This window comes from Rhizobium sp. R693 (assembly GCF_002211315.1).
In the GTDB taxonomy this organism is placed as follows: Bacteria; Pseudomonadota; Alphaproteobacteria; order Rhizobiales; family Rhizobiaceae; genus Rhizobium.
In genome coordinates, this window is sequence record NZ_LOKY01000006.1 from 73,347 (window position 1) to 99,829 (window position 26,483).

At 59.5% G+C, this 26,483-nt stretch carries 24 protein-coding genes and 1 other RNA gene; 7 read left to right on the forward strand and 18 right to left on the reverse strand.

Going from position 1 to position 26,483, the window contains the following annotated elements; translation table 11 throughout:
* Nucleotides 1-97 precede the first annotated feature (97 nt).
* The 12 genes from murB to mraZ all read right to left on the reverse strand — a co-directional run bounded on the left by murB (nucleotide 98) and on the right by mraZ (nucleotide 13,898).
* Nucleotides 98-1,072: a UDP-N-acetylmuramate dehydrogenase gene (murB, locus tag ATY79_RS07765; RefSeq protein WP_088691958.1), complete on the reverse strand. Its 975-nt coding sequence runs from the start codon at nucleotides 1,070-1,072 to the stop codon at nucleotides 98-100.
* A complete protein-coding gene (gene murC / locus ATY79_RS07770; RefSeq protein ID WP_088691957.1) occupies nucleotides 1,069-2,484 on the reverse strand; it encodes a UDP-N-acetylmuramate--L-alanine ligase in 1,416 nt (471 codons plus the stop codon). The genes murB and murC overlap by 4 nt, the downstream gene beginning before the upstream one ends.
* Nucleotides 2,481-3,605 carry an undecaprenyldiphospho-muramoylpentapeptide beta-N-acetylglucosaminyltransferase gene (gene murG / locus ATY79_RS07775; RefSeq protein WP_088691956.1) on the reverse strand — a complete coding sequence of 375 codons (1,125 nt, stop codon included), beginning with the start codon at nucleotides 3,603-3,605 and terminating at the stop codon, nucleotides 2,481-2,483. The genes murC and murG overlap by 4 nt, the downstream gene beginning before the upstream one ends.
* A 6-nt stretch (nucleotides 3,606-3,611) precedes the next feature.
* Nucleotides 3,612-4,766 (reverse strand): putative lipid II flippase FtsW, encoded by a 1,155-nt coding sequence (ftsW, locus tag ATY79_RS07780; protein WP_088691955.1) that lies wholly within the window; start codon nucleotides 4,764-4,766, stop codon nucleotides 3,612-3,614.
* 1 nt (nucleotide 4,767) lies between these two features.
* Nucleotides 4,768-6,180: a UDP-N-acetylmuramoyl-L-alanine--D-glutamate ligase gene (gene murD, locus ATY79_RS07785; RefSeq protein ID WP_088691954.1), complete on the reverse strand. Its 1,413-nt coding sequence runs from the start codon at nucleotides 6,178-6,180 to the stop codon at nucleotides 4,768-4,770.
* A gap of 6 nt (nucleotides 6,181-6,186) precedes the next feature.
* Nucleotides 6,187-7,287, reverse strand: coding sequence for a phospho-N-acetylmuramoyl-pentapeptide-transferase (gene mraY, locus ATY79_RS07790; protein ID WP_088691953.1), 1,101 nt, complete (start codon nucleotides 7,285-7,287; stop codon nucleotides 6,187-6,189).
* Between the two features lie 21 nt (nucleotides 7,288-7,308).
* A complete protein-coding gene (locus tag ATY79_RS07795; protein WP_088691952.1) occupies nucleotides 7,309-8,742 on the reverse strand; it encodes a UDP-N-acetylmuramoylalanyl-D-glutamyl-2,6-diaminopimelate--D-alanyl-D-alanine ligase in 1,434 nt (477 codons plus the stop codon).
* On the reverse strand, nucleotides 8,739-10,199 hold the full coding sequence (locus ATY79_RS07800) for a UDP-N-acetylmuramoyl-L-alanyl-D-glutamate--2,6-diaminopimelate ligase (RefSeq protein WP_088691951.1): 1,461 nt from the start codon (nucleotides 10,197-10,199) through the stop codon (nucleotides 8,739-8,741). Before ATY79_RS07800 ends, ATY79_RS07795 begins: the two co-directional genes overlap by 4 nt.
* Nucleotides 10,200-10,266: 67 nt before the next feature.
* Complete coding sequence (locus ATY79_RS07805) at nucleotides 10,267-12,009, reverse strand: penicillin-binding protein 2 (RefSeq protein WP_088691950.1); 1,743 nt, start codon at nucleotides 12,007-12,009, stop codon at nucleotides 10,267-10,269.
* 2 nt (nucleotides 12,010-12,011) lie between these two features.
* On the reverse strand, nucleotides 12,012-12,416 hold the full coding sequence (locus tag ATY79_RS07810; protein ID WP_088691949.1) for a hypothetical protein: 405 nt from the start codon (nucleotides 12,414-12,416) through the stop codon (nucleotides 12,012-12,014).
* Nucleotide 12,417: 1 nt separating this feature from the next.
* Nucleotides 12,418-13,443, reverse strand: coding sequence for a 16S rRNA (cytosine(1402)-N(4))-methyltransferase RsmH (rsmH, locus tag ATY79_RS07815; RefSeq protein ID WP_088703409.1), 1,026 nt, complete (start codon nucleotides 13,441-13,443; stop codon nucleotides 12,418-12,420).
* Between the two features lie 17 nt (nucleotides 13,444-13,460).
* Nucleotides 13,461-13,898, reverse strand: coding sequence for a division/cell wall cluster transcriptional repressor MraZ (gene mraZ, locus ATY79_RS07820; RefSeq protein WP_088692059.1), 438 nt, complete (start codon nucleotides 13,896-13,898; stop codon nucleotides 13,461-13,463).
* 579 nt (nucleotides 13,899-14,477) lie between these two features.
* On the opposite strand from mraZ, the gene ATY79_RS07825 reads away from it, so the two are divergent.
* A complete protein-coding gene (locus tag ATY79_RS07825) occupies nucleotides 14,478-14,672 on the forward strand; it encodes a hypothetical protein (protein ID WP_088703410.1) in 195 nt (64 codons plus the stop codon).
* 25 nt (nucleotides 14,673-14,697) lie between these two features.
* Here the strand turns inward: ATY79_RS07825 and rnpB are convergent.
* The 5 genes from rnpB to ATY79_RS07850 all read right to left on the reverse strand — a co-directional run bounded on the left by rnpB (nucleotide 14,698) and on the right by ATY79_RS07850 (nucleotide 18,742).
* Nucleotides 14,698-15,093: RNase P RNA component class A (gene rnpB / locus ATY79_RS07830), an RNA gene on the reverse strand.
* A gap of 105 nt (nucleotides 15,094-15,198) precedes the next feature.
* Entirely contained in the window at nucleotides 15,199-16,386 is a 1,188-nt protein-coding gene (locus ATY79_RS07835) for an FAD-dependent oxidoreductase (protein WP_088703411.1), read from the reverse strand.
* A gap of 100 nt (nucleotides 16,387-16,486) precedes the next feature.
* The gene (locus ATY79_RS07840) at nucleotides 16,487-17,011 is read right to left on the reverse strand and encodes a lytic transglycosylase domain-containing protein (protein ID WP_088691945.1); all 525 of its coding nucleotides are present in this window, start codon (nucleotides 17,009-17,011) and stop codon (nucleotides 16,487-16,489) included.
* Nucleotides 17,012-17,273: 262 nt separating this feature from the next.
* Nucleotides 17,274-18,038, reverse strand: coding sequence for an N-acetylmuramoyl-L-alanine amidase (locus ATY79_RS07845; protein ID WP_088703412.1), 765 nt, complete (start codon nucleotides 18,036-18,038; stop codon nucleotides 17,274-17,276).
* Nucleotides 18,035-18,742 carry a DnaJ family molecular chaperone gene (locus tag ATY79_RS07850; protein WP_088691943.1) on the reverse strand — a complete coding sequence of 236 codons (708 nt, stop codon included), beginning with the start codon at nucleotides 18,740-18,742 and terminating at the stop codon, nucleotides 18,035-18,037. The genes ATY79_RS07845 and ATY79_RS07850 overlap by 4 nt, the downstream gene beginning before the upstream one ends.
* Before the next feature lie 365 nt (nucleotides 18,743-19,107).
* Here ATY79_RS07850 and ATY79_RS07855 point away from each other — a divergent pair, with 365 nt between their 5' ends.
* From ATY79_RS07855 to ATY79_RS07865, 3 genes are all read left to right on the forward strand, one after another.
* Nucleotides 19,108-20,319, forward strand: a complete 1,212-nt coding sequence (locus ATY79_RS07855) for a pyrophosphate--fructose-6-phosphate 1-phosphotransferase (protein WP_088703413.1) — start codon at nucleotides 19,108-19,110, stop codon at nucleotides 20,317-20,319.
* A gap of 58 nt (nucleotides 20,320-20,377) precedes the next feature.
* The gene (locus tag ATY79_RS07860) at nucleotides 20,378-21,013 is read left to right on the forward strand and encodes a LysE family translocator (protein WP_088691941.1); all 636 of its coding nucleotides are present in this window, start codon (nucleotides 20,378-20,380) and stop codon (nucleotides 21,011-21,013) included.
* A 113-nt stretch (nucleotides 21,014-21,126) separates the two neighbouring features.
* Nucleotides 21,127-22,059 carry a lytic transglycosylase domain-containing protein gene (locus ATY79_RS07865; protein WP_088691940.1) on the forward strand — a complete coding sequence of 311 codons (933 nt, stop codon included), beginning with the start codon at nucleotides 21,127-21,129 and terminating at the stop codon, nucleotides 22,057-22,059.
* Here the strand turns inward: ATY79_RS07865 and ATY79_RS07870 are convergent, their stop codons facing one another.
* The gene (locus ATY79_RS07870) at nucleotides 22,060-23,439 is read right to left on the reverse strand and encodes a serine hydrolase (RefSeq protein WP_088703414.1); all 1,380 of its coding nucleotides are present in this window, start codon (nucleotides 23,437-23,439) and stop codon (nucleotides 22,060-22,062) included.
* A 169-nt stretch (nucleotides 23,440-23,608) separates the two neighbouring features.
* Here ATY79_RS07870 and ATY79_RS07875 point away from each other — a divergent pair, with 169 nt between their 5' ends.
* The 3 genes from ATY79_RS07875 to ATY79_RS07885 all read left to right on the forward strand — a co-directional run bounded on the left by ATY79_RS07875 (nucleotide 23,609) and on the right by ATY79_RS07885 (nucleotide 26,450).
* A complete protein-coding gene (locus ATY79_RS07875; protein WP_088703415.1) occupies nucleotides 23,609-24,853 on the forward strand; it encodes a DUF3419 family protein in 1,245 nt (414 codons plus the stop codon).
* A 50-nt stretch (nucleotides 24,854-24,903) separates the two neighbouring features.
* A complete protein-coding gene (locus ATY79_RS07880) occupies nucleotides 24,904-25,521 on the forward strand; it encodes a class I SAM-dependent methyltransferase (protein ID WP_088703436.1) in 618 nt (205 codons plus the stop codon).
* Between the two features lie 131 nt (nucleotides 25,522-25,652).
* Nucleotides 25,653-26,450, forward strand: a complete 798-nt coding sequence (locus ATY79_RS07885; protein ID WP_088703416.1) for a GH25 family lysozyme — start codon at nucleotides 25,653-25,655, stop codon at nucleotides 26,448-26,450.
* Nucleotides 26,451-26,483: the final 33 nt, after the last annotated feature.

Sequence of the window (26,483 nt, forward strand, 5' to 3'; positions counted from 1 at the left end):
GCCGCAAAATCAAGATTTTGCGGCCTTTTTGTTATCTGTAGCGCAAGCGGAAAGAGCTACTTCCGGTCGCTCATTGCAGGAACGTTCCCGACACCGGCTATTCGCTGGTTACGCCCTGGAAAGGGCGGACTTCGCGTCCTGGCATGAAGACACCGAAACGCTTGATTTCCCACTCGAGCTTGATACCGGAATTCTCGAAGACCTCACGGCGGACCTGTTCACCGAGATATTCGAGATCGTATCCCGTCGCTTGCCCCATGTTGATCATGAAGTTGCAGTGGAGCGACGACATTTGCGCGCCACCGATTACCAGCCCGCGGCACCCCGCTTCATCGATCAGCTTCCAGGCGGAATGGCCCTCGGGATTCTTGAAGGTCGAGCCACCGGTCTTTTCGCGGATCGGCTGGACCGTCTCGCGATGGTTGCGTACGGCATCCATCTCGGCCCGGATCTTGGCGCGATCCTCGCCGTACCCTTCGAAGAGCACCGACGTGAAAATCAGATCATTCGGTACGGACGAATGGCGGTAGGAGTAACCCATGTCCGCGTTCGACAAGACATGTTTATTGCCCTTGCGGTCAACCGCGTTCACCTCGACGAGCCGCTCACGCGTCTCCGCGCCGTTGGCGCCGGCGTTCATGCGTGCTGCGCCGCCGATGCTGCCGGGAATGCCATAGTAGAAGTGGAAGCCGCCGATGCCATTATCCATTGCCATGGCCGCGACGTGCTTGTCCGGGCAGATCGCGCCGGCACGGATGCGGTTCTCGCCAGCGAGCTCGACCGAGCCGAAGCCCTTAGCCGAAAGCCGCAAGACAACGCCAGGAATGCCACCATCACGCACGAGAATGTTGGAGCCCACGCCGACGACAGTGACCGGAACCTCTTCCGGCAAAAGCTTGAGGAAAGCAATAAGGTCGTCCTCGTCGTGCGGCTGGAACATCAGTTCCGCCAAACCACCAGCGTGGAACCAGGTCACACGGTCCATCGGTGCATCCGGCGTGATTCTTCCACGGATGTCCTTTACGCTGCCGCCGAGCGACGCAAGAAGCTTTTCCCCATTCACCTGTTTCATGCAGATATTCCCGAAAGGCTTTCCAATTGCTTGGGCAACGCTGCCGCCCAGTACGTGATACTCCCAGCCCCCAACAGAACCACAAAATCCCCCGGCTTTGCAATCTCTGCGACCATTTCAGGCAAAAGCTCTGGGGACGGCAGGAAGCGGGCCTCGCGGTGGCCACCGGATTTGATCCGCGACACCAGTGCCTCGGAGTTCACCCCTTCGATAGGATCCTCACCCGCGGCATAAACAGGCGCAAGGAAAATGCTGTCCGCGTCGTTGAAGCAGGACGCAAATTCCTCGAAGAGGCTCGATAGCCGCGAATAGCGATGCGGCTGATGGACCGCGATCACGCGACCCTTGCAGGCCTCACGCGCAGCCCGCAGCACCGCTTTGATCTCAACCGGATGGTGGCCGTAGTCATCGAAGATCTGTACGCCGTTCCACTCACCAGTCAGAGTGAAACGACGCTTGACGCCGCCGAAGGAGGCGAGTCCCTTGGCGATGTCCTCGCTCGACATGCCGAGACGGTTGGCGACCGCGATCGCGGCGGTGGCATTGGAGATGTTGTGGCGTCCGGGCATCGGCATCACGAGATTGTCGAGCTTGATGACCTGTCCGGTTCGCCGGCGGCGGATCTCGACGTCGAAGATAGAACGCGGACCCTCGACACGGACATTCATGAAACGAACGTCAGCCTGAGGATTTTCACCATAGGTAATGATCTTGCGGTCCTCGATGCGGCCAACCAGCGCCTGGACCTCCGGATGGTCAAGGCACAGAACGCCGAAGCCGTAGAACGGCACGTTCTCGACGAACTGTCGGAATGCGGCGCGAACGGCATCGAAATTGCCGTAGTGGTCGAGATGTTCGGGGTCGATGTTGGTGATAACAGCGACATCGGCAGGGAGCTTTAGGAAGGTGCCGTCGGACTCGTCGGCCTCCACCACCATCCACTCACCCTCGCCCATGCGCGCATTGGTGCCGTAGGCATTGATGATGCCGCCGTTGATGACCGTAGGGTCGAGCCCACCCGCTTCCAGCAACGTCGCCACGAGCGAGGTCGTCGTGGTCTTGCCATGCGTACCTCCGATCGCAATCGCATTGCGGAAACGCATCAGTTCGGCAAGCATCTCCGCCCGGCGTACGACCGGCAGCAGCTTTTCGCGCGCAGCCACGAGCTCAGGATTGTTTTTCTTGATCGCAGTCGAGACGACCACCACTTCAGCGTCACCGAGGTTCTCTGCCTTGTGACCGACGAAGACTTCGATGCCCTTGTCGCGCAGACGTTGCACGTTGGCGCTGTCGGCCTGATCCGATCCCTGCACGCGGTGACCGAGATTATGGAGCACCTCGGCAATGCCGCTCATGCCGATGCCGCCGATGCCGATGAAATGAACGAGGCCGATGGCCTTCGGCATTTTCATGCGCGTTTCCCCTTAAACTCTGCAATTGTACGTCGTGCCGCAATAGCCTCTACCATGTCGGCAAGCAAGTTCGCAGCATCGGGTTTACCCGCCTGCTTGGCGGCGGCGGCCATCCGGGCGAGCTTTTCCGGGTCATTCATCACATGAGCGAGGATCGAAGCGATCTTCTCCGGCGAAAGCTCGGCCTGTGGAATGACCTTGGCGCCGCCGGTCGCCGCAAGTGCCGCCGCATTCGCCGCCTGGTCGTGATCGAGCGCATGCGGATAAGGCACCAGAATTGCCGGTCGCCCGATCACGGAAATCTCCGAAACTGTCGATGCGCCGGAACGGCAGATGACGAGATGTGCCGCGGCAAGTCGTTCGGCCATGTCCGTGAAGAACGGCGCCGTATCCGCAGCCATCTTCAGTTGAGCGATGCAGGCGCTCAACATGCCCATATCTTCCGGCCGCACTTGCTGGGTGATGCGCAGGCGATCGCGAAGCCCGTCCTCAAGCAAGCTAATCGCCGTCGGCATCGTCTTGGAGAAATACTGCGCGCCCTGGCTGCCGCCAAAGACGACGAGATTGAAAGGCTCACCGGGATTGGATGGAGAATACGGCACTTTCGCCGCCTCGATGATGGCCGGGCGCACCGGATTGCCAGTTGTCACCGTCTTGTCGGGAAACTGCCCGCCGCCCTCAGGCAGGAACCCGCCCGCGATCGCCTGCACACGGCTCGCCAGCGCCTTGTTGGCGCGTCCCATCACCGCATTCTGCTCATGAATCATGGCAGGCACGCCAAGGCGCGTGGCGGCCAGCAGCGGCGGTACGGTCGGGTATCCGCCGAAGCCGACAACCACCGCGGGCTTGAGACGCGCGATCAGCTTCTTGGCGGCCCGCATACCGCTCCAGAGCGTCCACAGAGAGCGAGCGACGGCAACCGGGTTCTTCGAACCGATCGTCGCCGACGGCACGACGTGGATTTCGTCGGCGGGGAATTTGCCGGCATAACGCTCGGCACGGCGATCGGTGACCAGATGCACGGAATAGCCGCGTTCCTTCAGCTTGTGGGCCAGGGCCTCCGCGGGAAACACATGGCCGCCGGTCCCCCCGGCGGCAAGCAGGACGATGCCTTTGCTCATAAGCAGTTACTCCGCCGGCATACCGTGCGCGACGCGGAAGAGGCTCCGATCCTGCGCACGTTTTTCCGGCCTATGACGCGTCAGTGCGAGAATAAACCCGGCGGTGACGCAGATAGCGACCATGGACGAACCGCCATAGGAAATCAGCGGCAAGGTCATACCCTTTGCCGGCAGCAGTTCGAGATTGACGCCCACGTTGATGATCGACTGTATGCCGATCTGCAGCACGAGGCCAGCGACTGCAAAGCGGTTGAAGTCGTTCCGTTCCTTGTAGGCATGCGAGAGACCACGCAGCACGAGAACGGAAAACAGCGCGACGAGCGCCATGCAGAAGACGATGCCGAATTCCTCGGCTGCGACCGAAAAGATGAAGTCGGTATGCGCATCCGGGATGATACGTTTGACGATGCCCTCGCCCGGGCCTTGGCCGAACCAGTCGCCGCGGATGATCGCTTCGCGCGCCGTATCGATCTGGAAGGTGTCGCCTTCTCCGGTCAGGAACTTGTCGATGCGCAGCGCCACGTGCGGGAAGATGTAGTAGGCGCTGACGAGCCCGCCGACACCGCCTGCACCGAGCACGATGATCCATATCCACGGCATGCCGGCCATGAAGAACATGCCGCCCCAGACGGCGGTCGTCAGGATCGTTTGTCCAAGGTCAGGCTGTGCGACCAGAAGTGCTGCGACAATGCCGAAGAGGATGATGGCAAAGAGATTGCCTGGTATCTCAGGCTGCCTTGCGTGCTCGGCAAAGAGCCAAGCGCAAACGACCACGAAGGCGGGCTTCATGAATTCGGAGGGTTGGATCGAGATGCCGGCCAACGTGACCCAGCGGCGGGAACCCTTGACCTCAACGCCGAAGAACAGTGCCAGGAGCATCATGGCGAGCGCAACGATCAACAGGATGATCGCCGTGCGTCGCACCTGGCGCGGCGTCAGGAAGGACAGCCCAACCATCACCGCGAGTGACGGGATCATGAAAGCCGCGTGGCGCTTGACGAAGTGGAACGGCTCCAGCCCGATACGCTCGGCAACCGCTGGTGACGCGGCGAACGACAGCATGAAGCCGATGCCCATCAGGAAGATGAACATCGCCAGAAAAAAGCGGTCGATGGTCCAAAACCAATCGGCCAGAGGCCCACGTTCCGCGCGGCTTACCATGTCACTTATCTCCTGTTGCCGAACCGATCAGCATGGTGATTCCGTCGAGCGCTGCCACATGGCTGACAAATGCATCGCCCCTGACTTCAAAGTTCTTATATTGGTCGAAGCTTGCGCAAGCCGGGGATAGCATCACGGCCAGCGGGCCGCTTTCATCCTTTTCGGCATCCGCAGCCGCGTGCGCGACGGCGCGCTCCAGCGTACCGGAAATCTCGTATTGCACCGCCTCTCCGAGCGTCGCGGCAAATTCGGCCGCCGCCTCGCCAATCAGATAGGCCTTAGCGATGCGCGGAAAAAACCCCGTCAGTGAGGTGATGCCTCCGGCTTTTGGCAATCCACCGGCAATCCAGTAGATACGGTCATAGCTCGACAGCGCTGGAGCTGCCGCGTCAGCATTCGTAGCCTTCGAGTCGTTGACGAAAACGATGCTGCCGCGCCGTCCGACCGGCTGCATGCGATGCTTGAGCCCGGGGAAGGACACCAACCCCGCACGTATTTCCTCTTCGGAGACACCGACTGCGAGGCAGGCAGCAACCGCTGCCGCGGCATTCTGCGCGTTGTGGCCACCGAGTAGTGTCTGGATGCCGTCAAGATCGGCGATCGGCTTCGTCGCGCCTCCCGAAGCCTGGATGAGCTTCGTTCCTTCCGCATAAATGCCATAGGGCAGCGCATGGCGACGGGAAATCCGCGTAACCTTGCCGCCGGCTCGCTCGATACGATCTGCGATCATCTCGCAGTGGCTGTCGTCCACGCCGACCACAGCGACACCGCTGCCGGCAACCAGACGCTCCTTGATATCAGCATAGTGCTGCATCGTTCCGTGACGATCGAGATGATCTGGCGTCAGGTTGAGCAGGATGCCCGCCGACGGATTGAGCGTCGGCGCAAGGTCGATCTGGTAAGACGAGCACTCGACAACATAGAAGCGTCCATCCTTCGGCGGATCGAGCGTCAGCACGGCCGTGCCGATATTGCCGCCGAGCTGAGTGTCGCGACCGCTCGACTTCAGAATATGCGCGATCAGCGCTGTCGTCGTCGATTTGCCGTTGGTGCCGGTGATTGCGATAAACGGGCAATCTGGCGCATGTGCGCGGCGTTCGCGCACGAAAAGCTCGACGTCACCGACGATATCGACGCCAGCGGCACGAGCAAGGTCGACAGTCCAGTGCGGCTTCGGGTGTGTCAGGGGAACGCCCGGCGAAAGCACGAAGAGCGATTGCGCGCTCCAGTCGAGGGAACGCAGATCTGCCGTGTGGATACCCTCAGCCGCAGCCTTGGTGACACTATCAGGATTGTCGTCCCATGCCGTCACCTCGGCTCCGCCCAGCTTCAGCGCGCGCGCCGTGGCGAAGCCAGAGCCACCGAGCCCGAAGAGCGCGACTTTCTTTCCTGAGAGGGTTGTAACGGGGATCATCGCCGCTTACCGCAGCTTCAGGGTCGAGAGACCAAGCAAGGCCAGACCGCCCGCAATGATCCAGAAGCGGATGACCACCTGGCTTTCAGTCCAGCCCTTCTTCTCGAAATGGTGATGGATCGGCGCCATCAGGAAGACGCGCCGGCCGGTCATCTTGAAGTACCCGACCTGGATGATGACCGAGAGCGTTTCCATCACGAACAGGCCACCGATGATCGCCATGACGATCTCGTGCTTGGTGGCCACAGCCACCGTGCCGATCGTACCACCAAGCGCCAGCGAGCCGGTGTCGCCCATGAAAATAGCGGCGGGCGGTGCGTTGAACCATAGGAAGCCGAGACCGGCGCCGATAACCGCGCCGAGAACCACTGAAAGCTCGCCCGTGCCGGGGACGAAGTTGATCTGCAGATAGTTTGCAAAGACTGCGTTACCTGCGAGGTACGCAATCACACCAAAGGACGCCGCAGCGATCATGACCGGAACGATGGCAAGGCCGTCAAGGCCATCGGTCAGGTTCACGGCATTGCCGGCGCCGACGATCACGAAGCCGCCGAAGACGACGAACATGATGCCGAGATTGATCATGAAGTCCTTGAAGAATGGGAACGCGATCGATGACCCGAACGTCGAGCCCGCGGTTCCGGACGCCAGTGCCGTGCGCATCATGAAGTAGACGGCAATACCGGCGATGACGAACTCGATCCCGAGACGCGCCTTGCCGGAGAAGCCCTTGTGGCTCTGCTTAGTGACCTTGAGGTAGTCATCATAGAACCCGATCGCCCCGAAGCCGAGGGTGACGAGCAGCGTGGCAACCACGTAGACATTCGAAAGATCAGCCCACAGCAGCGACGACCCGACGATGCCGGCAAGAATCATCAAGCCGCCCATGGTCGGCGTACCGGCCTTCTTGAAATGCGTCTGCGGACCGTCGGCACGGATCGGCTGCCCCTTGCCCTGGCGGATGCGCAGCGAATTGATGATCGTCGGACCAAAGAGGAAGACAATGAAGGCGGACGTAAACAGGGAGGCGCCCGTGCGGAAGGTAATGTACCTGAACAGATTCAAGAATTTCAGGTGTTCCGACAGTTCGACAAGCCAAATCAGCATTCAGGGCCCCTTGTTACCCGCTCAAAAATCGCGTTGCGTGTCGGCAAATGGCGGGAATTTGTCAAGGAGCGCGGCGACGATCTTGCCGAAACCGATGCCCAGTGACGATTTTACCATCAGCACGTCGCCAGCCGCGACAGCGTTCAATACATATTCTGCTAGTTCTTCGGTCTTCTCGTAGTGGACGACCTGCACGCTCTCGGGGAGCGAATCTTTCAGCGCAACCATTTCGGGCCCGGCGAGCCAAACATGCTCGATACCGGCTGCGAGCAACGGCCCCGCCAGATCCGAATGAACTTTCTCCGCGTAGTCACCCATCTCCAGCATATCGCCAAGCACGGCGATGCGCCGCCCGGCGCCCGCTGGCACCGAACTCGCAAGCACAGCGATTGCCGCCCGCATCGAGGCAGGATTGGCGTTATAGCTTTCGTCGATGACAGTAAAAGTGCCGTGGTCGATCGTCAGCCGATGACGGCGGCCCCTGCCCTTCTCCGGCTGGAGCGTCGCAAGGGCGGTGATTGCCTGGTGGATGTCCGCACCGACAAGCTTGACAACACCAAGGGCGGCCAGTGCATTTTCGGCTATATGTCGGCCCGGTGCGCCGATCGCCACTTCCTTCGTATCGCCGTCAATGGTGATCCACAACGTCGAACTTTGATCGGAGCCGTTAAACTCCGCCAGGCGGAAATCCGCCTTGGCATGCTGACCGAACGAATGGATGTGCTGGATACCTTGGGCCTGCGCGGTACGCTCCAGGAAGTTGAACTGATCGTTGTCGCGATTGAGCACGACCTGCCCGCCCGGCACGACGCCTTCGAAAATCTCCGCCTTGGCGGTCGCGATTTCCCGTATGCTCTTGAAATTGCCGAGATGAGCCGGCGCGATCGTCGTGACCACGGCGACATGCGGCCTGATCATCTTGACCAACGGACGGATCTCGTCCGGATGGTTCATCCCCACTTCGAAAACGCCGAAATAGGTATCAAGCGGCATCCGGGCGAGCGTCAAAGGCACGCCCCAGTGATTGTTGAACGAGGCCACCGAAGCATGCACCTTGCCCGATGGGGACAAGACGCGCCGCAACATCTCCTTGGTCGTGGTCTTTCCGACTGAACCGGTGACGGCAATGATCTGGGCGCGAGAACGCGCACGCGAGGCAATCGCGAGCTTGCCGAGAGCCGCCAATACATCTTCGACGACGATCACTGGAACGGTGAGCCGCCCCATGGCGGGAAGGCGAGCTTCGCTGACGACGAGAAGAGCGGCGCCGTTTGCCATTGCCATCGACGCAAAGTCGTGGCCGTCAACGCGGTCGCCCTTGATGGCGAAGAAGGCTTCGCCGGGCGCAATGGAGCGGCTGTCGATGGAAATCCCGGTAATGCCCTCAGGCAAAGTGCCGAACGGCCGCCCTGCCATGGCGGCAATCATGTCTTCCGTCGTCCAAAGCCAGTTCACGGTTTCAGCTCCTCCAAAGCCTTACGCAATTCGGCGTGATCCGAAAAAGGCAGGGTGACGCTCCCGATCGTCTGCCCTTCTTCGTGCCCCTTGCCAGCAACGATCAGCGTGTCGCCAGATGTCAGCATGGCAACCGCCGTGCGAATTGCCTCCGCGCGATCGCCGACCTCTGTTGCGCAGCCTGCGGCTGCCATGATCTCGGCACGAATGGAAGCCGGCTCTTCCGAGCGCGGATTGTCATCGGTGACGATCACCACGTCGGCCAGACGGCAGGCTATTTCACCCATGATCGGGCGCTTGCCGCGATCACGATCGCCGCCGCAGCCAAATACGACGATCACCCGGCCGGTCGTAAACGGCCGAACGGATTCCAGAACGTTGGAAAGCGCGTCGGGCTTGTGTGCGTAGTCGACATAAGCGAGTGCACCGTCCCTGGTGTGGCCCACCAATTCGAGACGGCCGGATGCGCCCTGCAGCTTTTCGAGCGCCGCCATGGCGACCTTCGCCGGCACGCCCGTCGACATCGCAAGGCCCGCCGCCACGAGGGCGTTCGCAACCTGGAAATCGCCGGCAAGCGGAATATCGACCTCGAAGATTTCGTCGCCGGCATGGATTTCGGCCACCTGCTTGTGGCGGAAATGCTCGACGCGCTTCAGCGTCAGGTAGTCGCCCTTGCGACCAACGGTGCGAACATCGTGGCCCGCGTCGCGCGCTGCTTTGACTGCTTGCTCCGACCACGCATCGTCGGCGAAAATCACAGCCGGTGCGCCCTTCGGCAGCAGCGTATCGAACAGCCGCATTTTCGCGGCCATGTAGCTTTCGACCGTCGGATGGTAGTCCATATGATCGCGGCCGAGATTGGTAAAGGCAGCGGCCGCGAGCTTGACGCCATCGAGGCGACACTGATCGAGACCATGGCTGGAGGCTTCCATCGAGGCATGCGTGACACCCTCGTCGGAAAGCTCGGCCAGCAATTTGTGAAGCGACACCGGATCGGGTGTCGTTAGCGAGCCGTATTCGTTGCGTGTCGGCGAGACGACGCCCGTCGTGCCGATCATTGCGGCCGGATGTCCGGCATAGGCCCAGATCTGTCGAGTGAAGGAGGCAACCGACGTCTTGCCGGCGGTGCCGGTCACAGCAACCATCGTTTCCGGCTGTTTGCCATAGAAATGAGAGGCCGCGATCGACAGGAAGCGGCGTGAATCGTTCACGACGAGAACGGGTATGGAAGTATCAATACTATGGGACGCAACGGCCACGACGGCGCCGCGTGTAGCCGCGTCCGCGATAAAGCCTGCTCCATCGGCCTTCGTCCCGGCGACAGCAACAAACACCATTCCGGGTTCGATCTTGCGGCTGTCGGACGAGACGCCTGAAACCGCCAGCGCCCCGACAGGCCCAGCCAATTGATCTTCAAGTTCCGGAAATGCATCTCCGGCGATGTCTCGCAAGTTCATCGAATGTACTTTTCTCTCTCAAGCCGCCGCGCCCCCGTGGCGAATCGGCTCCGACATTCATTCAGACTCAATAAGACACCAACATGGCCGATCCGTCGTCACCGAACTTCGGTTCCACACCGAGAATAGGCGCTGCACGAGCAATGATGTTCTTCACCATAGGCGCTGCCGTATACGCGGCGATGTTCTGCCCCTTCTCGCCATTGTGCGGTTCATCGCAGAACGTCAGCACCACATATTTCGGGTCATCGATCGGAAATGCCGCAAGGAACGCGTTGAAGTTGAGGTTCGACGCATAACGGCCGTTGACGACCTTGTCCGCCGTGCCGGTCTTGCCGCCGACGTTGAAGCCGGGAACGTCGGCATTACGGCCCGAGCCCTTGATGCCGTTCAGCTTGAAGAGATAACGAACGTCGTCGCTGGTCGTCTTCTTGACGACTACTTCTGCAACTTCGTCGGCCTGTTCGCGGTTACGCGGCAAGAAGGTCGGCTCAATCAGCTTGCCGCCATTGACGAGTGCCGCACCGGCAACCGCCGTCTGCAGCGGGGTCGTGGAAACGCCGTGACCGAAGGAGATCGTCACCGAGTTGATCTTCTTCCAGACCTTCGGCTGGCTCGGCATCTTCACCTCGGGTAGCTCCGTCCGCATCTTGGTGAGCAGACCGAGTTTCGTCAGATAGTCCTTCTGCGCATCGATGCCGACGATGTCGATGATACGGGCGGTACCGACGTTCGACGAGTACTGGAACACCTCGGGCAGCGTCAGCCAACGGCGCTGGCCGTGGAAGTCGTGGATGGTGAAGCCGCCGATACGGATCGGTTGCGTCGCATCAAAGCTGTCGTTGAGGCTGACCTTCCCGGTGTCGAGTGCCATTGCGAGGGAGAAGGTTTTGAAGGTTGACCCCATCTCGAACGTGCCGTTCGACATGCGGTTAAGCCAGCCTTCCTTGGCGCCTTCCAACGGGTTGTTGGGATCGAAATCCGGGGCCGATGCCATTGCAAGCACTTCACCGGTATGAATATCGAGGATAACGGCGCCGGCGCCTTTTGCCTCGTAGTTCTTGACGGCGTTGACGACGACATCGCGCACGATGTTCTGGACACGGACGTCAATCGACAGGCGAACCGGCTCGAGCGGCTGGTCGCTTGTCATACCGACTGAAGCGAGGTCGGCAAGACCTTGATCGTCAATGTATTTTTCCATGCCGGCAACGCCACGGTTATCGATGTTGACGTAACCGAGGATGTGCGCGGCAGTCGGGCCGCCCGGATAGAAGCGGCGCTTCTCCGGCCGGAAGCCGATGCCGGGAATGCCGAGCGCGAGAATCTGGCTTTGCTGCTTCGGCGTCAGCTGGCGACGCAGCCAAGCAAAGTGGGAGGTGCGGTTTGCGAGCTTCTTGTAGGTACCCTTCATGTCAAGGTCGGGCAGAACCGTGGCAAGTTTCTCGACCGCCTCGTCAGCGTCAACGACCTTGTTCGGCTCGGCAAAGAGCGAGACCGTGCGAATGTCGGTCGCCAGCACTTCGCCGTTTCGATCCAGGATATCCGGACGCGAGGCCATCAGACGATCCGGTGGCAGGATGCTGGACACGACCTCGGGATCACGGATCGCGTATTCGACAAGACGCCCGCCGATGACGCAATAGACCCCGAGGAAGCCGACGATCAGGAGCCCAACGCGGCTCTTGGCCTGTCCCGCCCTCTTCTTTCGCGATCCCTCGATCGGCATATTGCCGCCGAGGCGGTTGTGTGTGCCGGCGGAGAAATGCGCCTGGCTCTTCAAGACCATGATGCGTGAAAGAAACGACATCTCTACTCCACCGATCCGGTTGCCATCATGTCTTCTTCTTCGGCCTGCGGCGCTACTGCCTTCGGCTTTGCCTTTCCAGAACCGGCCTTCGCTTCGGTAACGTCAGGAACAGGGACCTGCGACTTCAACATCGGCAGTTCTTTGGAGTGAACCAGCGACGTTGAAGCCGTTGGCTGCAATTGAAGCTCACCGTTGTAGTTGTTGACGAGCCGCTCGAGCCTGTTCGGCTGGGACAGCAGCGCCCAATCTGCCTTCAGCAGATCGATGGTATCCTTCTCAAGCTTGATCTCCGCTTCGAGGCGATGAACTTCCTCGAGCTTGAGCTCGGCATGGTGCTTGATCGTGTAAGTGACAGCCGCAGCCGCTGTCATGACACCGACGAGGATGAGGTCCAAGGTTCTCAGCATATCAGGCTCCGAGCTTTCCGAGACTCGCCAGATTCGGCAATCCGAAGATGGAAATATCTGCCGCTTCAGCGGGCGCCGCAGTGCGCAACCCTGCCCGCAACTTGGCTGACCGAGCCCGCGGGTTTGCAGCGGCTTCAGCCTCGCTTGCCGAGACCATGGGCTTGCCGATGCGCTCAAAGGTCGCCGCCCGCTCATGCGCGACGGGCAGATGACGGGAGCCCGAAGCCTTGCCGGCGCGATCGGAGAAGAACGTCTTGACGATCCGGTCCTCGAGCGAATGGAAGGTAACGACAACAAGACGTCCGCCGGGCTTCAAGACGCGCTCGGCCGCAAACAACGCCTGCGCCAGTTCGCCCAGCTCATCGTTGACGAATATCCGGAGCGCCTGGAAGACACGCGTCGCCGGATGAATCTTGTCCTTCATCTTGCGCGGCGTGACGAGCTCAATCAACCCGGCAAGATCGCGCGTGGTCTCGAACGGCTTTTCAGCCCGCCGCTTTTCAATCGCATGCGCGATGCGCGGCGACTGACTTTCCTCTCCGAGAAAATGAAAGATGCGGATCAGATCTGCGACCTTGGCGCGATTGACCACATCGGCCGCGGAAACGCCTGCAGCCGACATACGCATATCCAGAGGTCCATCCTTCTGGAACGAGAAGCCGCGCTCAGCCTCATCGATCTGCATTGAGGACACGCCGATGTCGAGCACGACCCCATCCAACCCTTCGGATGGAGCAGCCTCGGCCAATTGAGAGAACTGCGAATGAACGAGCTTCAAACGACCCTGGCTCTCCGCGACAAGGGCCTGACCGGCTTCGATAGCAGTCGGATCGCGATCCAAGGCGATCACACAGGCACCAGCGCCCAGAATGGCAGAAGTGTAGCCGCCAGCGCCGAAGGTGCCATCCAGAATGATTTTGCCGGGCAACGGCTCGAGCGCAACCAGAACCTCGTTGAGAAGAACCGGAATGTGGCGAACCGGTCCGCCACCGGCATCAATTGAATCTCCGCCAGGATTCGCCGCCATTCCGTTCCCTCGTACCGTTAGGAACGCCCGCCCGCCAGCCGACGCCCTCCTCGTGCCTGCATCTGGGCAGCCTGAAATGCTTGCGGCTGCCACAGCTGAAAATGATCCGCCCGACCGACGAAGGTCACCTCGTCCGAGATACCGGTGAAGTCGCGGATGAAATCCGTGACCATCAGCCGACCTTCCGCATCGAGCTTCATGAAAATACCGCCCCCGTGGATGAGAAGCGACATCTCGTTCGCGTCCGGCGAAAACGGATCCTCCGCAGAAATCTGACGCTCGAATCTCTCCAGGAGATCCGGACCGCCGACGCTGATCGCCGGAAATACAAAGTCCTGGAAGCAATAGAGCTCCTGAACATTGCGCTGCGCCAGCACGGATCGAAAGGCCGCCGGCACGGAAACCCTGCCCTTGGAATCGATTCTGTTGGTCGCATTTGAAAGGAAGCGGCTCATGACACGAAACATCCGTTCCCGAAAGAGCCCGGACTGAACTCACAAGCCCGGAACCTCGAAATTCAGGCACAGCTTCGCGAGCCGAATGGGCAAGATCCCATCCGGCGCTTCCGGAACGGAAGACACCTTGGCTTTGCGATTGGCGGGCACATACTTGCCCTTGCGCAGTGCATAAATGGGATAACATGGGACCATATGGGCGTCAATGGGAAACGCCCGTCTCACGATGAGCGCAGTATCGAAAATTTATAAGCTGTTAAGTTTAACAAAGCGTTAGGATCGCGCTTGCCGATGCCAGGCAGGCGCGCTTCAAGCACGCTCCGAAAGGCGGACATGTTTCATATCGGTACATCCAAATATGCGATTTCCAACAAAGGCTTAGGGCTCGCTCCTCAATGGTGGCGGACGCCGGTCGGAGGCGCCCGCATGACGAGGCATGCGGCCGCTATCTCCTTTGAAGTAAGCGACCAAGCTATTCGGATATTGCCACGTGCAAAATAATAAGGAGCCGGAGAATTGAATTAGTTCAGCGCTACAGCATATTACTGAAAACTAAATAAGTAATCGTGGAGTAATGCTATGACAAACTTCACATTAAAGGGACTTCTTTACGGTCGCTTTGAGCCGGAAAAGCGTATTCCGTTGTCGCAGTCTGGCATGACAACCGATATCCAATGCGTTTCCTGCGGCAAGATATTCAAGCGCTGGTCCATTCTCGCCCGCAGCAGCACCACCTGCGATGAATGCCTGGCGAAGGCACCGACCGCCCACTAACAATCGACAACATCTGCAAAGAGAGTTCGCCAGCTGGCCTGTAAGCCGGGTTCTGTATGGCCCCGGCCGAAGCCGGAACGTGGCAGCCATTCCTCTGGGACAGCGTTTGCACGCTGCCTCACGCAACCCACCCGGACGACTGACCTGGAAACCGGCCGGAAGGCTCGCGCCTACCACGTCATCCCTATTCGGTCTTGCTCCCGGTGGGGTTTACCTTGCCATCGCCGTTGCCGGAGATGCGGTGGGCTCTTACCCCACCCTTTCACCCTTACCTGCCGAGGCAGGCGGTTTGCTTTCTGTGGCACTTTCCCTGAGGTCGCCCTCGCCGGACGTTATCCGGCACCGTGTTTCCGTGGAGCCCGGACTTTCCTCACCCTACCGCCTTTCGGCATTGGTAAAGCGCGGCTGCCCGGCCAACTGGCACGGCTCCCTTAGCGGAGACGCGAAGCGAATGCCACTGAAATATCGTGGGTCTCTACGCATACATGCAACAGGCGACAAGGCACCTCCCCGACCGGATGCGTGCCTAGCGGAAGACGGGCGTCAGCTCCCTACCAAAGTCCTCGGCGCCGAGCCAGCCTTGCGTCAGGACGATAGCGCCCAGTCGGCCGAGCTCATCGGATGACTTTGCGGCAACGAAATTGCCACCTGCCAAAACTGCAATTCGGGGAGAATCCGTATAGCCCACATAGGGATAGGCTGTTGTCGTGAAGCTTGCCACACACGGCGCGGAGGTGGTCGGGCAGCCAGCCAGAGCCGGCATTAGTTGCAGTGCCGTTGAGACCAGATTATCGCGCTCCAGCAGATCTCCGTCAGAGTGAAACCACGCCGCGATATCTTCGAGCGTTTCGAATGACCGCGCCTCAAGATCGCCGCCTAGTTTCAGATAGGTCCGACCGTCAGAGTACCGCACAGGCGGCAAGATATAGACGTGGTCCTCGTCGCGGTCGCCAAAGACGATCGTTGAAGGCATTTTCGAGAAAATCGCCGTCTCCCGCTCGCTAAGTTCAAAGAACGCAACGGTGCGGGCAGCAACTCTGATATCGATGGGCGCTGGCAGGAGATTGTTGAAATTGCTGAAGCCGCCGGCGGCGACCAGTACGCGCTCTGCAGTATAGCTCTTGCCGCCTGCGCGGACTTCGATGGATGCGCCTTGGTCGCGAACGGAGGTAACGGTCGCGTCGATGGCCGTCACACCCGCCTGCTCGGCAAGCTTGGTTTGCGCCCGAACCAAAGCGCGCGGATTGATGTGGCCTGCCCGCCGCCCTTCGAAATAGCCGTCGAACGAAGGATTGAGGGAAAACTGCGGAAAGCGCGCGCGCAACGCCGCCGGCGTCAACAATTCGACGTCGAGATTGAGCGTTTCGCTCACCTGCAACGCCCGCCCGAGATACCCTTCACCCCGTCGCGTGGGCGGTCCGGCGAACAGACAACCCGCTTCCGAGAAAAAGGAAATACCGCTTTTCGCTTCGATTTCCCCGTAGCGATCGAGCGAGCGAGCCGCGAGCGTCGCCCAGACCACATTGTCGTCGAAGGACCGCGTGATGCGGGCCTCGTCATAGTGGCTGGCAAAAACACCATTATGGCTCTTGCGCTCGACCGGTTCACTGGGGCCGATGAGCGCAATACCCTCAATCATCCCGGAAAGATGGCGGGCAGCAGCCGCGCCCATCATTCCGCGCCCGACGATGATCACCTTGAAATCAACTGCCACGTGTCACCTCATTTCCGAGGCCAGATAACACGGGCGTCATGTTGAATCATATTGTTAAGTGCCTCGTCGACGTGACTCTCGAACAAGCAGTTTCAGCTGATCAATCGAGCATCGCCAGGACTTTGCCGCAATAGGCCTTCGAGACCGGATTCATGCGGGTTGCGCCGTGGCCGGCATTGTACTTCAGAATCGTGTCGCAGGTCTCACCACCGCCAAGCTGATGCGCCGCGGCCAGGTATTTCATGCCGAACTTGATGTTTGTCTCCGGATCGAACAATCCCTTACTCGTCCCCGAATAGCCCATCATCCTAGCCGTCGCCGGCTTGATCTGCATGAGACCTATTTCGCCCGCGCTACCGCGTGCATTCGGATTGAAATTACTCTCTACACGCACGACCGCTTGAGCAAGCTCGACCGGCACATTGTACTGGTTTGCGTATTTGACGATGAGAGCTGAATACTGGTTGGTCGTGGTCGTGAAGTCCGGCATCGCATAGCCACTAGTCCGGTCAACAGTCTTCAAAGGAACCGTCTGAGATCTTGCACCCCATTCGCCCGCGAACGCGCAATTCATACCCATCAACAGTGCACCCGCGCACACTGCAGCAGAAATAAACCTATTCATTCAGTCTAATTACTCCGACCCAAAGAACTTCCGGATCGTGTTTGAAATAACAATCCGGACATATGCAGCAGATCTATATTAGATATTCTGCAACAATTCTTTTTGTTTCAATTGACGACCGCTAGAAAACCCCAAACAAAACAAGCGGCGCCGTTCGACGATTGGCGTTAGACCATCGCAATGAGGAGATAATAGGGAAATGATGTGGCGACGTAGCAGACTCTCGAAATCCCGGGAGTCAGCGCCACTTCAAAAGTACTACTTATGAGCAGTAACGCGGAAGCGACGCCAGCAGACGGTGCAGCGTGTCAATCGTCGAAAAATCCGCAATTCCGTCGATTCGGGCGGGCCGAAAATGCCGCTGGAAGGCCTCGACCTCGCCTGCCATCTTGTCGGAGAATTCGCCTGTAATTTCCGTCGCATAACCGTAGAGCGAGAGCATCGACTGTAGGGCTTCGACAGGTTGGCCGCGGTCGCCGCGTTGGAAAAATCTTCCACCGGAGATCGGCGCGGGCTCAACCCAGTGGCCGATACCGGCCCTGTGGAGCTCTGACCAAGGAAATTTTTCCCCCGGATCCACCTTCCGAATCGGCGCCACATCGGAGTGTCCGAGCACCCTCTCGGAGGCAATGGACCAACGTTGGCCGCAATCGCGACACAATTCGATGACCGCCCGAATTTGTTCTTGGGGATACTCAGGAAGTCCGCCAGGATGACCGGCGTTGGCAATCTCGATCCCGATCGACAAGGAGTTGATGTCGGTCTCGCCCTGCCAGTAACTTTTGCCGGCATGCCAGGCACGACGCTCCTCGGGCACCAGTTGGAGAACTGCGCCATCTTCACCTACGAAGTAGTGGCTCGACACCTGGCTGTCGTCGCGACAGAGCCACTCCAGCGCTCCCTCGGGCGTCGGCATGCCTGTGTAGTGAAGAAGGATCATGTTAGGCTTGCGCCCGTCCGCACGCTCGCCGTGATTGGGCGAAGGACGAACAGTTGCCTTCCGGTAATCGGCCTCGAATGAGGTCATGCGGCGCGGCGTTCCTTCTCGATCGCCTCGTAGGCTGCATTCAGCGCAGCCATACGCTCGTTGGCAATGGCATGGAACTCGGCCGGAACGCCGCGGGAAATCAGCCGATCCGGATGGTGTTCGCTCACAAGCCCATGATAACGGCGGCGAATCGTCGTGAAGTCGTCCGATGGCGAAACGCCGAGCACCTTATAGGGATCGCGACCCATGGAGACATGGCGCGCGGCGATCCGTTCGAAATGCTCTTCATTCATATGGAAGATCTCGGCGACGTGCCGCAGGAACGCCAATTCCTTTTCATGGATGAGCCCGTCGGCCTTGGCGATGTGGAAGAGACCGTCCAACACCTCTTCCAGCACCGGGCAATTGGCTGCGCATGTCACGCATAAGGACGAAAGACGTTCCGCATAGGCTTCATAACCGGCGACGTCCTGACGCGCCAGATTATAGAGGCGAGCGACATTCTTTGCCTGCTCGGGCGGGAATTCAAAGATCTCGCGGAAGGCACTCACCTCCTTCTCGCTCACGATTCCGTCCGCCTTTGCCATCTTTGCCGACAGAGCGATGATGGCGACCGAGAAGGCGACCTTGCGGCGCGTCTCGGGATCACCCTCGAAAACTGTCCGGATAGCCTCGACCACCGCAGAAAGAACGTTGCCCGCGGTGTTGCCTATGGCATTCAGCAGTTTTTCCCAGAAGGACATAAAAGTCTCTCGCAGTGCAAATAGGAGAAATACCTTGACCAAATAATGCCTGCCTTTGCAAGGCGGCGATTGGTCGTAGGGTTGAATAGACTTTTCACAATTCGTTTACGGTCGCAGTGCGAAGCCTCGCAAGATCGCGTACGCGGCAGGTTCTAATTGCGGCCGGCGAGCGACGATCGCGCTTTCCACAGCCCTTCTGAAGTGCGATCTCGAGCTTGAAACGATTATATCATCGCTTCTGTCTATCTTCGCCGTTCCGGGCCCTATTTTCACAATAACTACACTTTACATGCCTCTTTCCCTGTCGCATCCATGCGTCAGGTAAGCAGCACGCAACAGCGCTGATATGAGACATTGGAGGGATCATGGCCAAACAGAAAGTCGCAATGCTCACGGCTGGAGGCCTGGCACCCTGTCTGTCGTCCGCGGTTGGCGGACTGATAGAACGCTACAGCGACGTGGCGCCTGACATCGAGCTTGTCGCCTATCGCTCCGGCTACCAGGGCGTGCTCCTCGGCGACAGCATCAAGATCACTGCCGACATGCGGGAGAAGGCGCCGCTTCTGCATCGCTATGGTGGCTCGCCAATCGGCAATAGCCGCGTCAAGCTCACAAATGCTGCCGACTGCGTGAAGCGCGGACTCGTCAAGGAAGGCGAAAATCCGCTGCGCGTGGCTGCCGAACGGCTCGCCAGCGATGGCGTCACCATCCTTCACACGATCGGCGGCGACGACACCAACACCACGGCCGCCGATCTCGCGGCATATCTCGCCGCCAATGGCTACAATCTGACGGTCGTCGGTTTGCCAAAGACGGTCGACAACGATGTCGTGCCCATCCGCCAGTCACTCGGCGCGTGGACGGCCGCCGAAGTCGGCGCGCACTTCTTCGACAACGTCAGCAACGAGCAGACGGCAGCACCGCGCACCCTCATCATCCATGAAGTCATGGGACGTCACTGCGGCTGGCTGACGGCGGCGACCGCCCGCGCCTATCTGCAGCGGACGAAGAACTATGAATATGTCGATGGAATGATGACGAACGCCAAGATGAAGAGCATCGACGCGGTCTATTTGCCCGAAATGGCGTTCGACCTCGATGCGGAAGCGGCTCGCTTGAAGGAAGTCATGGACCGAACGGGCCATGCAACCGTATTCGTCTCGGAAGGCGCCTGCCTTGACGCCATCGTGGCGGAACGCGAAGCGGCCGGCGAGACCATCAAGCGCGACGCTTTCGGCCACGTGAAGATCGACACGATCAATGTCGGCGGCTGGTTCCAGAAGCAGTTCGCGGGCCTCATCAATGCCGAGCGCTCGCTGGTGCAGAAGTCCGGCTACTTTGCACGTTCGGCCCCCGCCAACGGCGATGACCTTCGCCTCATTCAGAGCATGACCGACCTTGCCGTCGAAAGCGCGCTCAACAAGGTATCTGGCGTCACCGGTCACGACGAAGCGCAGAACGGCAAGCTGAGGACGATCGAGTTCCCGCGCATCAAGGGCGGCAAAGCCTTCGACGTCTCAGCCGACTGGTTCGGCGAAGTCATGGATACGATTGGTCAGAAATACCGGGGCGCATGATTGACTGACAGTTAATATGGTGTCTTTGCTTTTGCCCTAGGGAATAGGAGGAGATTCCATGTCGCTCGAAGCCTGGTTCGCTTTTGCCGCTGCGTCTGCAATCATGCTCGCCATCCCGGGCCCGACGATTCTCCTCGTCGTTTCCTATGCCCTCGGCCATGGACGCAAGACGGCGCTCGCGACGGTAACCGGCGTTGCGCTCGGCGACTTCACCGCGATGACCGCATCGCTATTCGGATTGGGGGCCGTGCTCGCGGCCTCCGCGACGCTGTTCACCGTGCTGAAGTGGATCGGCGGCGCCTACCTGATCTGGCTCGGAATCAAACTCTGGCGTGCGCCGGTGATTTCCGAACCGATGGCAGACAATGACAACCTGCCCGAAAAGAAATCGCTCAAGGTTTTCCTCCACGCCTACGTCGTGACGGCTCTCAACCCGAAGAGCATCGTATTCTTCGTCGCATTCGTTCCGCAATTCTTGAATCCGTCTCAGCCGTTCTTCGGCCAGATGCTCATCATGGAAGCCACCTTCCTGGTGCTCGCAACCATCAATGCCTCCATTTATGCGCTGGCTGCAAACGCGGCACGCGGCCTGATCCGCAAGGCAAGCGTTCAGCGCGCGGTCAACCGTACCGGCGGCACTTTGCTCATTGCCGCAGGCGCCGTAACGGCCGGCTATCGCCGCATCGCCGCGTAAAGATTTTCGGCGGGTTGCAGCGAAGCAACGAATACGTTAATTGCGGAATCCGGGCTTAAGGTTTTTGATAACTTCTAACGCTGCCGGGGCGGCGCATTCACGAAAGTGAGAGTATGGTAGCGATCGGTTTTTCCGGCCTGAAACGCAGTCTCATCGTTTCGACGATGCTCTGCGGCGTTGTTGCCGGATGCACGAGCGTCGAATACACGTCGCAGGCAGAACTGACCGCAGCCCAGACCGTTGTTCCCACTCCCAAGCCCGGCGAAGACGCTACGCTTGCGGCCGTGCCCGCCGGCGAAGGAGCGACGCAGACGGCGATGATCACCGCCGCCAGTCAAACGGCAACGGCTTTGGCAGCACCCGCCATGCCGGCAACCGATACTTCTCAGTCAAGCGGTCAAGCCCAGGCGACGACGGCTGCGGGTTATGCGCAGATTCCGCTTACGCCGGAGATGACCGCGATTCAGTCCGTCGTGCCGATCCCGCGCCCGGGCACCCCTTCCCCGTCGACGCAGCTCGCTTTTGCCGCGACGCCTCAAGCCGGTAGCGCCATCGCGGCGCTTTCCGCAATCGATACCACGCCGCATCCGATGATGGACTACGGCTTCGACACATCGGGCCCATCCGACCCGCCGACCGCGCCTCCCATGTTCAGCGACAGTGACGACGATGGCGCCCCGACGGTTGAGAAGAGTGCGATCACCAAGATCATCGACAAGTACTCGAAGCTTTACCAAGTGCCAGCTTCGCTGCTTCATCGCGTCGTCCATCGCGAAAGCCGATACAATGCGAAGGCCTATAACAAGCGCGGTTACTTCGGCCTGATGCAGATCAAATACAATACGGCCAAGTCCATGGGCTACGAAGGCGAACCCGCCGGCCTGTTTGACGCCGAGACCAACATTAAATACGCCGCCAAATATCTTCGTGGCGCGTGGCTCGTCTCCGACAACAGCGAAGATGATGCAGTCCGCCTTTATGCGCGCGGCTACTATTACGACGCCAAGCGCAAGGGCATGGACAACGTCGCGAACGGCAACTACTGACTACTGCCGAGGCAGCGTCGCTAGAATCTCCTTCACTAGGACCTGTGGCTTATAACGGAGCCAACTCGGCGTCAGCCCGAGCCTGACGACGACAAGCTTGGCCGATGGCACGATCGCAACGCTCTGCCCATCGTGCCCCTCCATCCAGAAGGTGTCATCTGGCAGACCGGCAACGGCGCTGCTGTCGCCGCCCGGCGCGGCAAGCCAGGCCTGCGCCTGCGTATATTTGCCACCTGAGGCCATCGTCGGCGTCCTCATCGCAGTCATGAACCGCTCCGGCAACAGCCTCTGTCCATTCCAGACGCCGTCCTGAAGAAGGAACTGTCCGAAGCGCGCCCAGTCCCGCGCGGTGGCATAAAGGTAGGAACTACCGGCAAAGGTGCCACGAGCATCAACTTCCAGTACAGCGCTCGACATGCCGATCGGATCGAACAGCGCTGTCTTTGGATAGGCAAGCGCTGCCTGCAGGCTGCCGATCCTGTCCATCCATATCTTTGAGATCAGGACCGACGTGCCGCTCGAATAGTTGAAGCGCTCGCCGGGGCTCGCCTCCAACGGGAGGCTCGCTGGTCGCGCCGTCATATCGGGATCGAGATAGAGCATGCGTGTGACATCGGCGACCGTGCCATAACTCTCGTTGAAGGCCAGGCCGCTCTCCATGCCCAACAGATCGCTGAGCTTGATTTTCGAATAATCGCCGTCCTGCCACTCCGGCAGGAGTGCAGCGTCATCGAATGCCATCTTGTTGTCGAGCATCAGCCGGCCAACGATCGCCGCATTTATGGTTTTCGTCATCGACCAGCCGATCAGCCGCATTGTCGGACCGAAACCATCCCCATAGCGCTCCGCAATGATGCGGCCATTGTGAACGACGACAACCGCACGCATTGCCGGACCGGTCAAATCGCCGTCTGAAAGCAGCGCCTGCAAGTGGGTGTCATTAGCCTTCGCGACGGCATTGCCGTCCGGCCAGATAGCGTCGTTTTGCGATTCTGGGGCGACCGGGTGATCGGCCACTGCGCCGGCCGCCGCTTCAAAGTCACCGTCCGGCACGCTGCTGCAGCCAAGCGTGCCGTGGTACATTGCATAGCCCGGTGCGAAGAGCCCGAGAATGCGCGCAGTAACCCGTTTTTCCTGCCTGTCGACAGCCACCCGTACCAGCCGTAACAACGGATTTCCCGGAGCTTGAACATCTTCATAGAGCACCTGCTCAGGATCGCGCCCTGCGAGAAATACGTTCGAGCAAACGATCTTGGCCGCATAGCCATCGCCCACCCGCAGCAACTCAGGTGGCCTGGCATAAAGCCAAGCAGCGCCCGCGGCGACGATGACGACAAACAGAAGAGCAAGTGATTTCAAGAGACGCAGCACAAATCGCATGAGCGATCCTCCTTGCTGCAAGAGAAGCAGGAAAGCTCGCCGCGGGAAAGGCCCAACGCCTCGCATGGTTTTCCATTTCTGCCAAACGAAGCCCGCCCACAGCCGGCGTCATCAAACTGTAGTGACGGCGCGCTAAACGCCCTGAACGCTAAAAGGGTGAAAGACTCATATGACGGAATTTGCACCGGATGCCAGCTTCCGCAACAACCGGAAACTCAAGGCAGCTCTTCTCCGCCACAGTGCCTTTTCCAAGGCCGGCTTTTCTGAACGGCTTTTCGGCCTGTTGTTTTCCGGTTTGGTCTATCCGCAGATCTGGGAAGATCCCGATCTCGATATGCTTGCGATGGAGCTTCAGCCCCATCATCGCGTCGTGACGATCGGCTCCGGCGGCTGCAATATGCTCGCTTATCTTTCCAAGAGCCCGGCTTCGATCGATGTCGTAGACCTCAATCCGCATCACATCGCGCTCAACCGCCTGAAGCTTGCCGCGTTCCGTCATCTTCCTGGCCATGCCGATCTCGTTCGCTTCCTCGCCACTCCGCGCGAGACATCGAACAGCCACGCATTTGACCACTTCCTCGCTGGCAATCTCGATGAAGCGACCCGGACCTACTGGAACGGCCGCAAGTTCGGTCGCCGGCGTGTAACGGTGTTCGACCGCAATATCTACGAAACCGGTCTGCTCGGACGGTTTATCGGCGCAGCTCATCTGCTTGCCCGCCTCCATGGTGTCGACCTGACCGAGATTACGAAAGCTCGTTCGCTGCGCGAGCAGCGCCAGTTCTTCGACGAGAAGATCGCGCCGCTCTTTGATAGACCGGTCGTACGCTGGATCACCGGTCGCAAGAGCTCGCTGTTCGGCCTAGGCATCCCGCCACAGCAGTATGATGAACTTGCAAGCCTCGCGGCGGATCAGTCGATCGCGCCGGTCCTGCGCCACCGTCTTGAGAAGCTCGCCTGCCACTTTCCGATGCAGGAAAATTATTTTGCCTGGCAGGCATTCGGTCGCCGCTACGCGCCGAAGGGCGAAGGTCCGCTTCCGACCTATCTCGAGCCTGCTCACTACGAAGCGATCCGTGCCAATGTGGATCGCGTCACCGTTCATCATGCAAACTTCACCGAGCTGCTCGCTGGCGAGCCCGCCGCCTCGCGCGATCGCTATATCCTTCTCGACGCGCAGGACTGGATGACGGATCAGCAGCTCAACGATCTCTGGGCCGAGATCAGCCGCACCGCCCGCGAAGGTGCACGGGTAATTTTCCGTACGGCAGCCGAAAAGAGCATCATCGAAGGGCGTCTGTCGCCTGCAATCCGCGATCAGTGGACCTACATGGCAGAGCGCTCGCTCGAACTGACGGCATTGGATCGCTCGGCAATCTACGGTGGCTTCCACATCTACAGGAAGACGGCGTGAGCGAGCTCGGCGTGACCCCGGTCGCAAAGGACGACGGCCACGCCGCCCTGATGGACGGCATGTACCGCTATCAGCGCCACATCTATGATCTGACGCGCAAGTATTACCTGCTCGGCCGCGATCAGACGATCCGCAATCTGAATGTGCCCGCCGGTGGAACCTTGCTGGAGGTCGGTTGCGGGACCGGTCGAAATCTGGCGCTGGCCCACAAATACTACCCGAAGGCGCGGCTCTATGGCCTGGACATATCGCAGGAGATGCTGATCTCCGCGCGCAAGACATTCGAGACCAAAGCCACGCTCCCGGATTTCCGCGTCGCCGACGCGACGGCCTTCACACCACGGGAGTTCGGGGTTGGCGGCTTCGACCGCGTCCTCATCTCCTATGCCCTCTCCATGATCCCAGACTGGGAATGCGCAATCGATTCGGCCATCGCCGCCCTCGTCCCTGGTGGCGAATTGCACATCGTCGATTTTGGTCAGCAGGAACGACTGCCAGGCTGGTTTGCTCGCCTCCTCAAGGCATGGCTGCGAAAATTTCATGTGTCGCCGCGCGCCGATCTCAGGCAGGTCCTCGAGTCTCAAGCCTCTGAAAATCAAGCACGACTAATATTCGAGAGCATCTACGGCGGATATGCCTGGCGGGCTGTCATTGTGACCAAACCTTGACATTTCGCTTGAAACTAACCGAATTTTTACGTTGTTATGGGAAATAGAGGGGACATTCCTCTGCTGGACGCGTCTATTACGAAGGTCGAGCTGTGGGGCAAAAATTCCATTCGTTTCGCGACGGAACATCTATGCGCCGGCTTCTGTTTTGCGTTTTGCCGTTGGCCGTCATGCTCGCCGGATGCACGTCATCGGGCTATGACTATCTCGAAACAGCGTCCGTAAAGCCAAAAACACGCTTTAAGGACACCGATCCTCAGGACTTCGGATCAAAGCATCCGGAGCTGCAACCGATCCACGGCATCGACGTCTCGAAGTGGCAAGGCGATATCGACTGGCAGACAGTTAAGAGTTCCGGCGTCGCCTTCGCGTTCATCAAGGCGACCGAGGGCAAGGATCGCGTCGATCCGCGCTTCAATGAGTACTGGCAACGCGCCCGCGCTGTGGGTATCCCGCACGCCCCCTATCATTTCTACTATTTCTGCTCGACGCCCGACGAACAGGCCGATTGGTTCATCAGCAACGTGCCGAGGGAATCAATGCGCTTGCCGCCGGTCCTCGACGTCGAATGGAACTCGGAATCGAAGACCTGCCGCTATCGACCCGATCCGGCGACCGTCCGAGCACAACTCCAGCGTTTCATGGATCGTCTCGAGGCCTATTACGGCAAGCGCCCGATCATCTATACATCGGTCGACTTCCATCGCGACAATCTCGTCGGCTATTTCCAGAACTATCACTTCTGGGTTCGCTCCGTCGCGAAGCATCCTGAAGTTACCTATGCCGACCGCCGTTGGGCCTTCTGGCAATACACGTCGACTGGCGTCATCCCCGGAATCAAGGGACCAACGGACATCAATGTTTTTGCGGGATCGACGCAGAACTGGCACAACTGGGTAGCCGCGGTATCCAAGGACACAAATTCTTAGTAACGTCCGGCGGTCTTTCTTGCTTCCGTCACA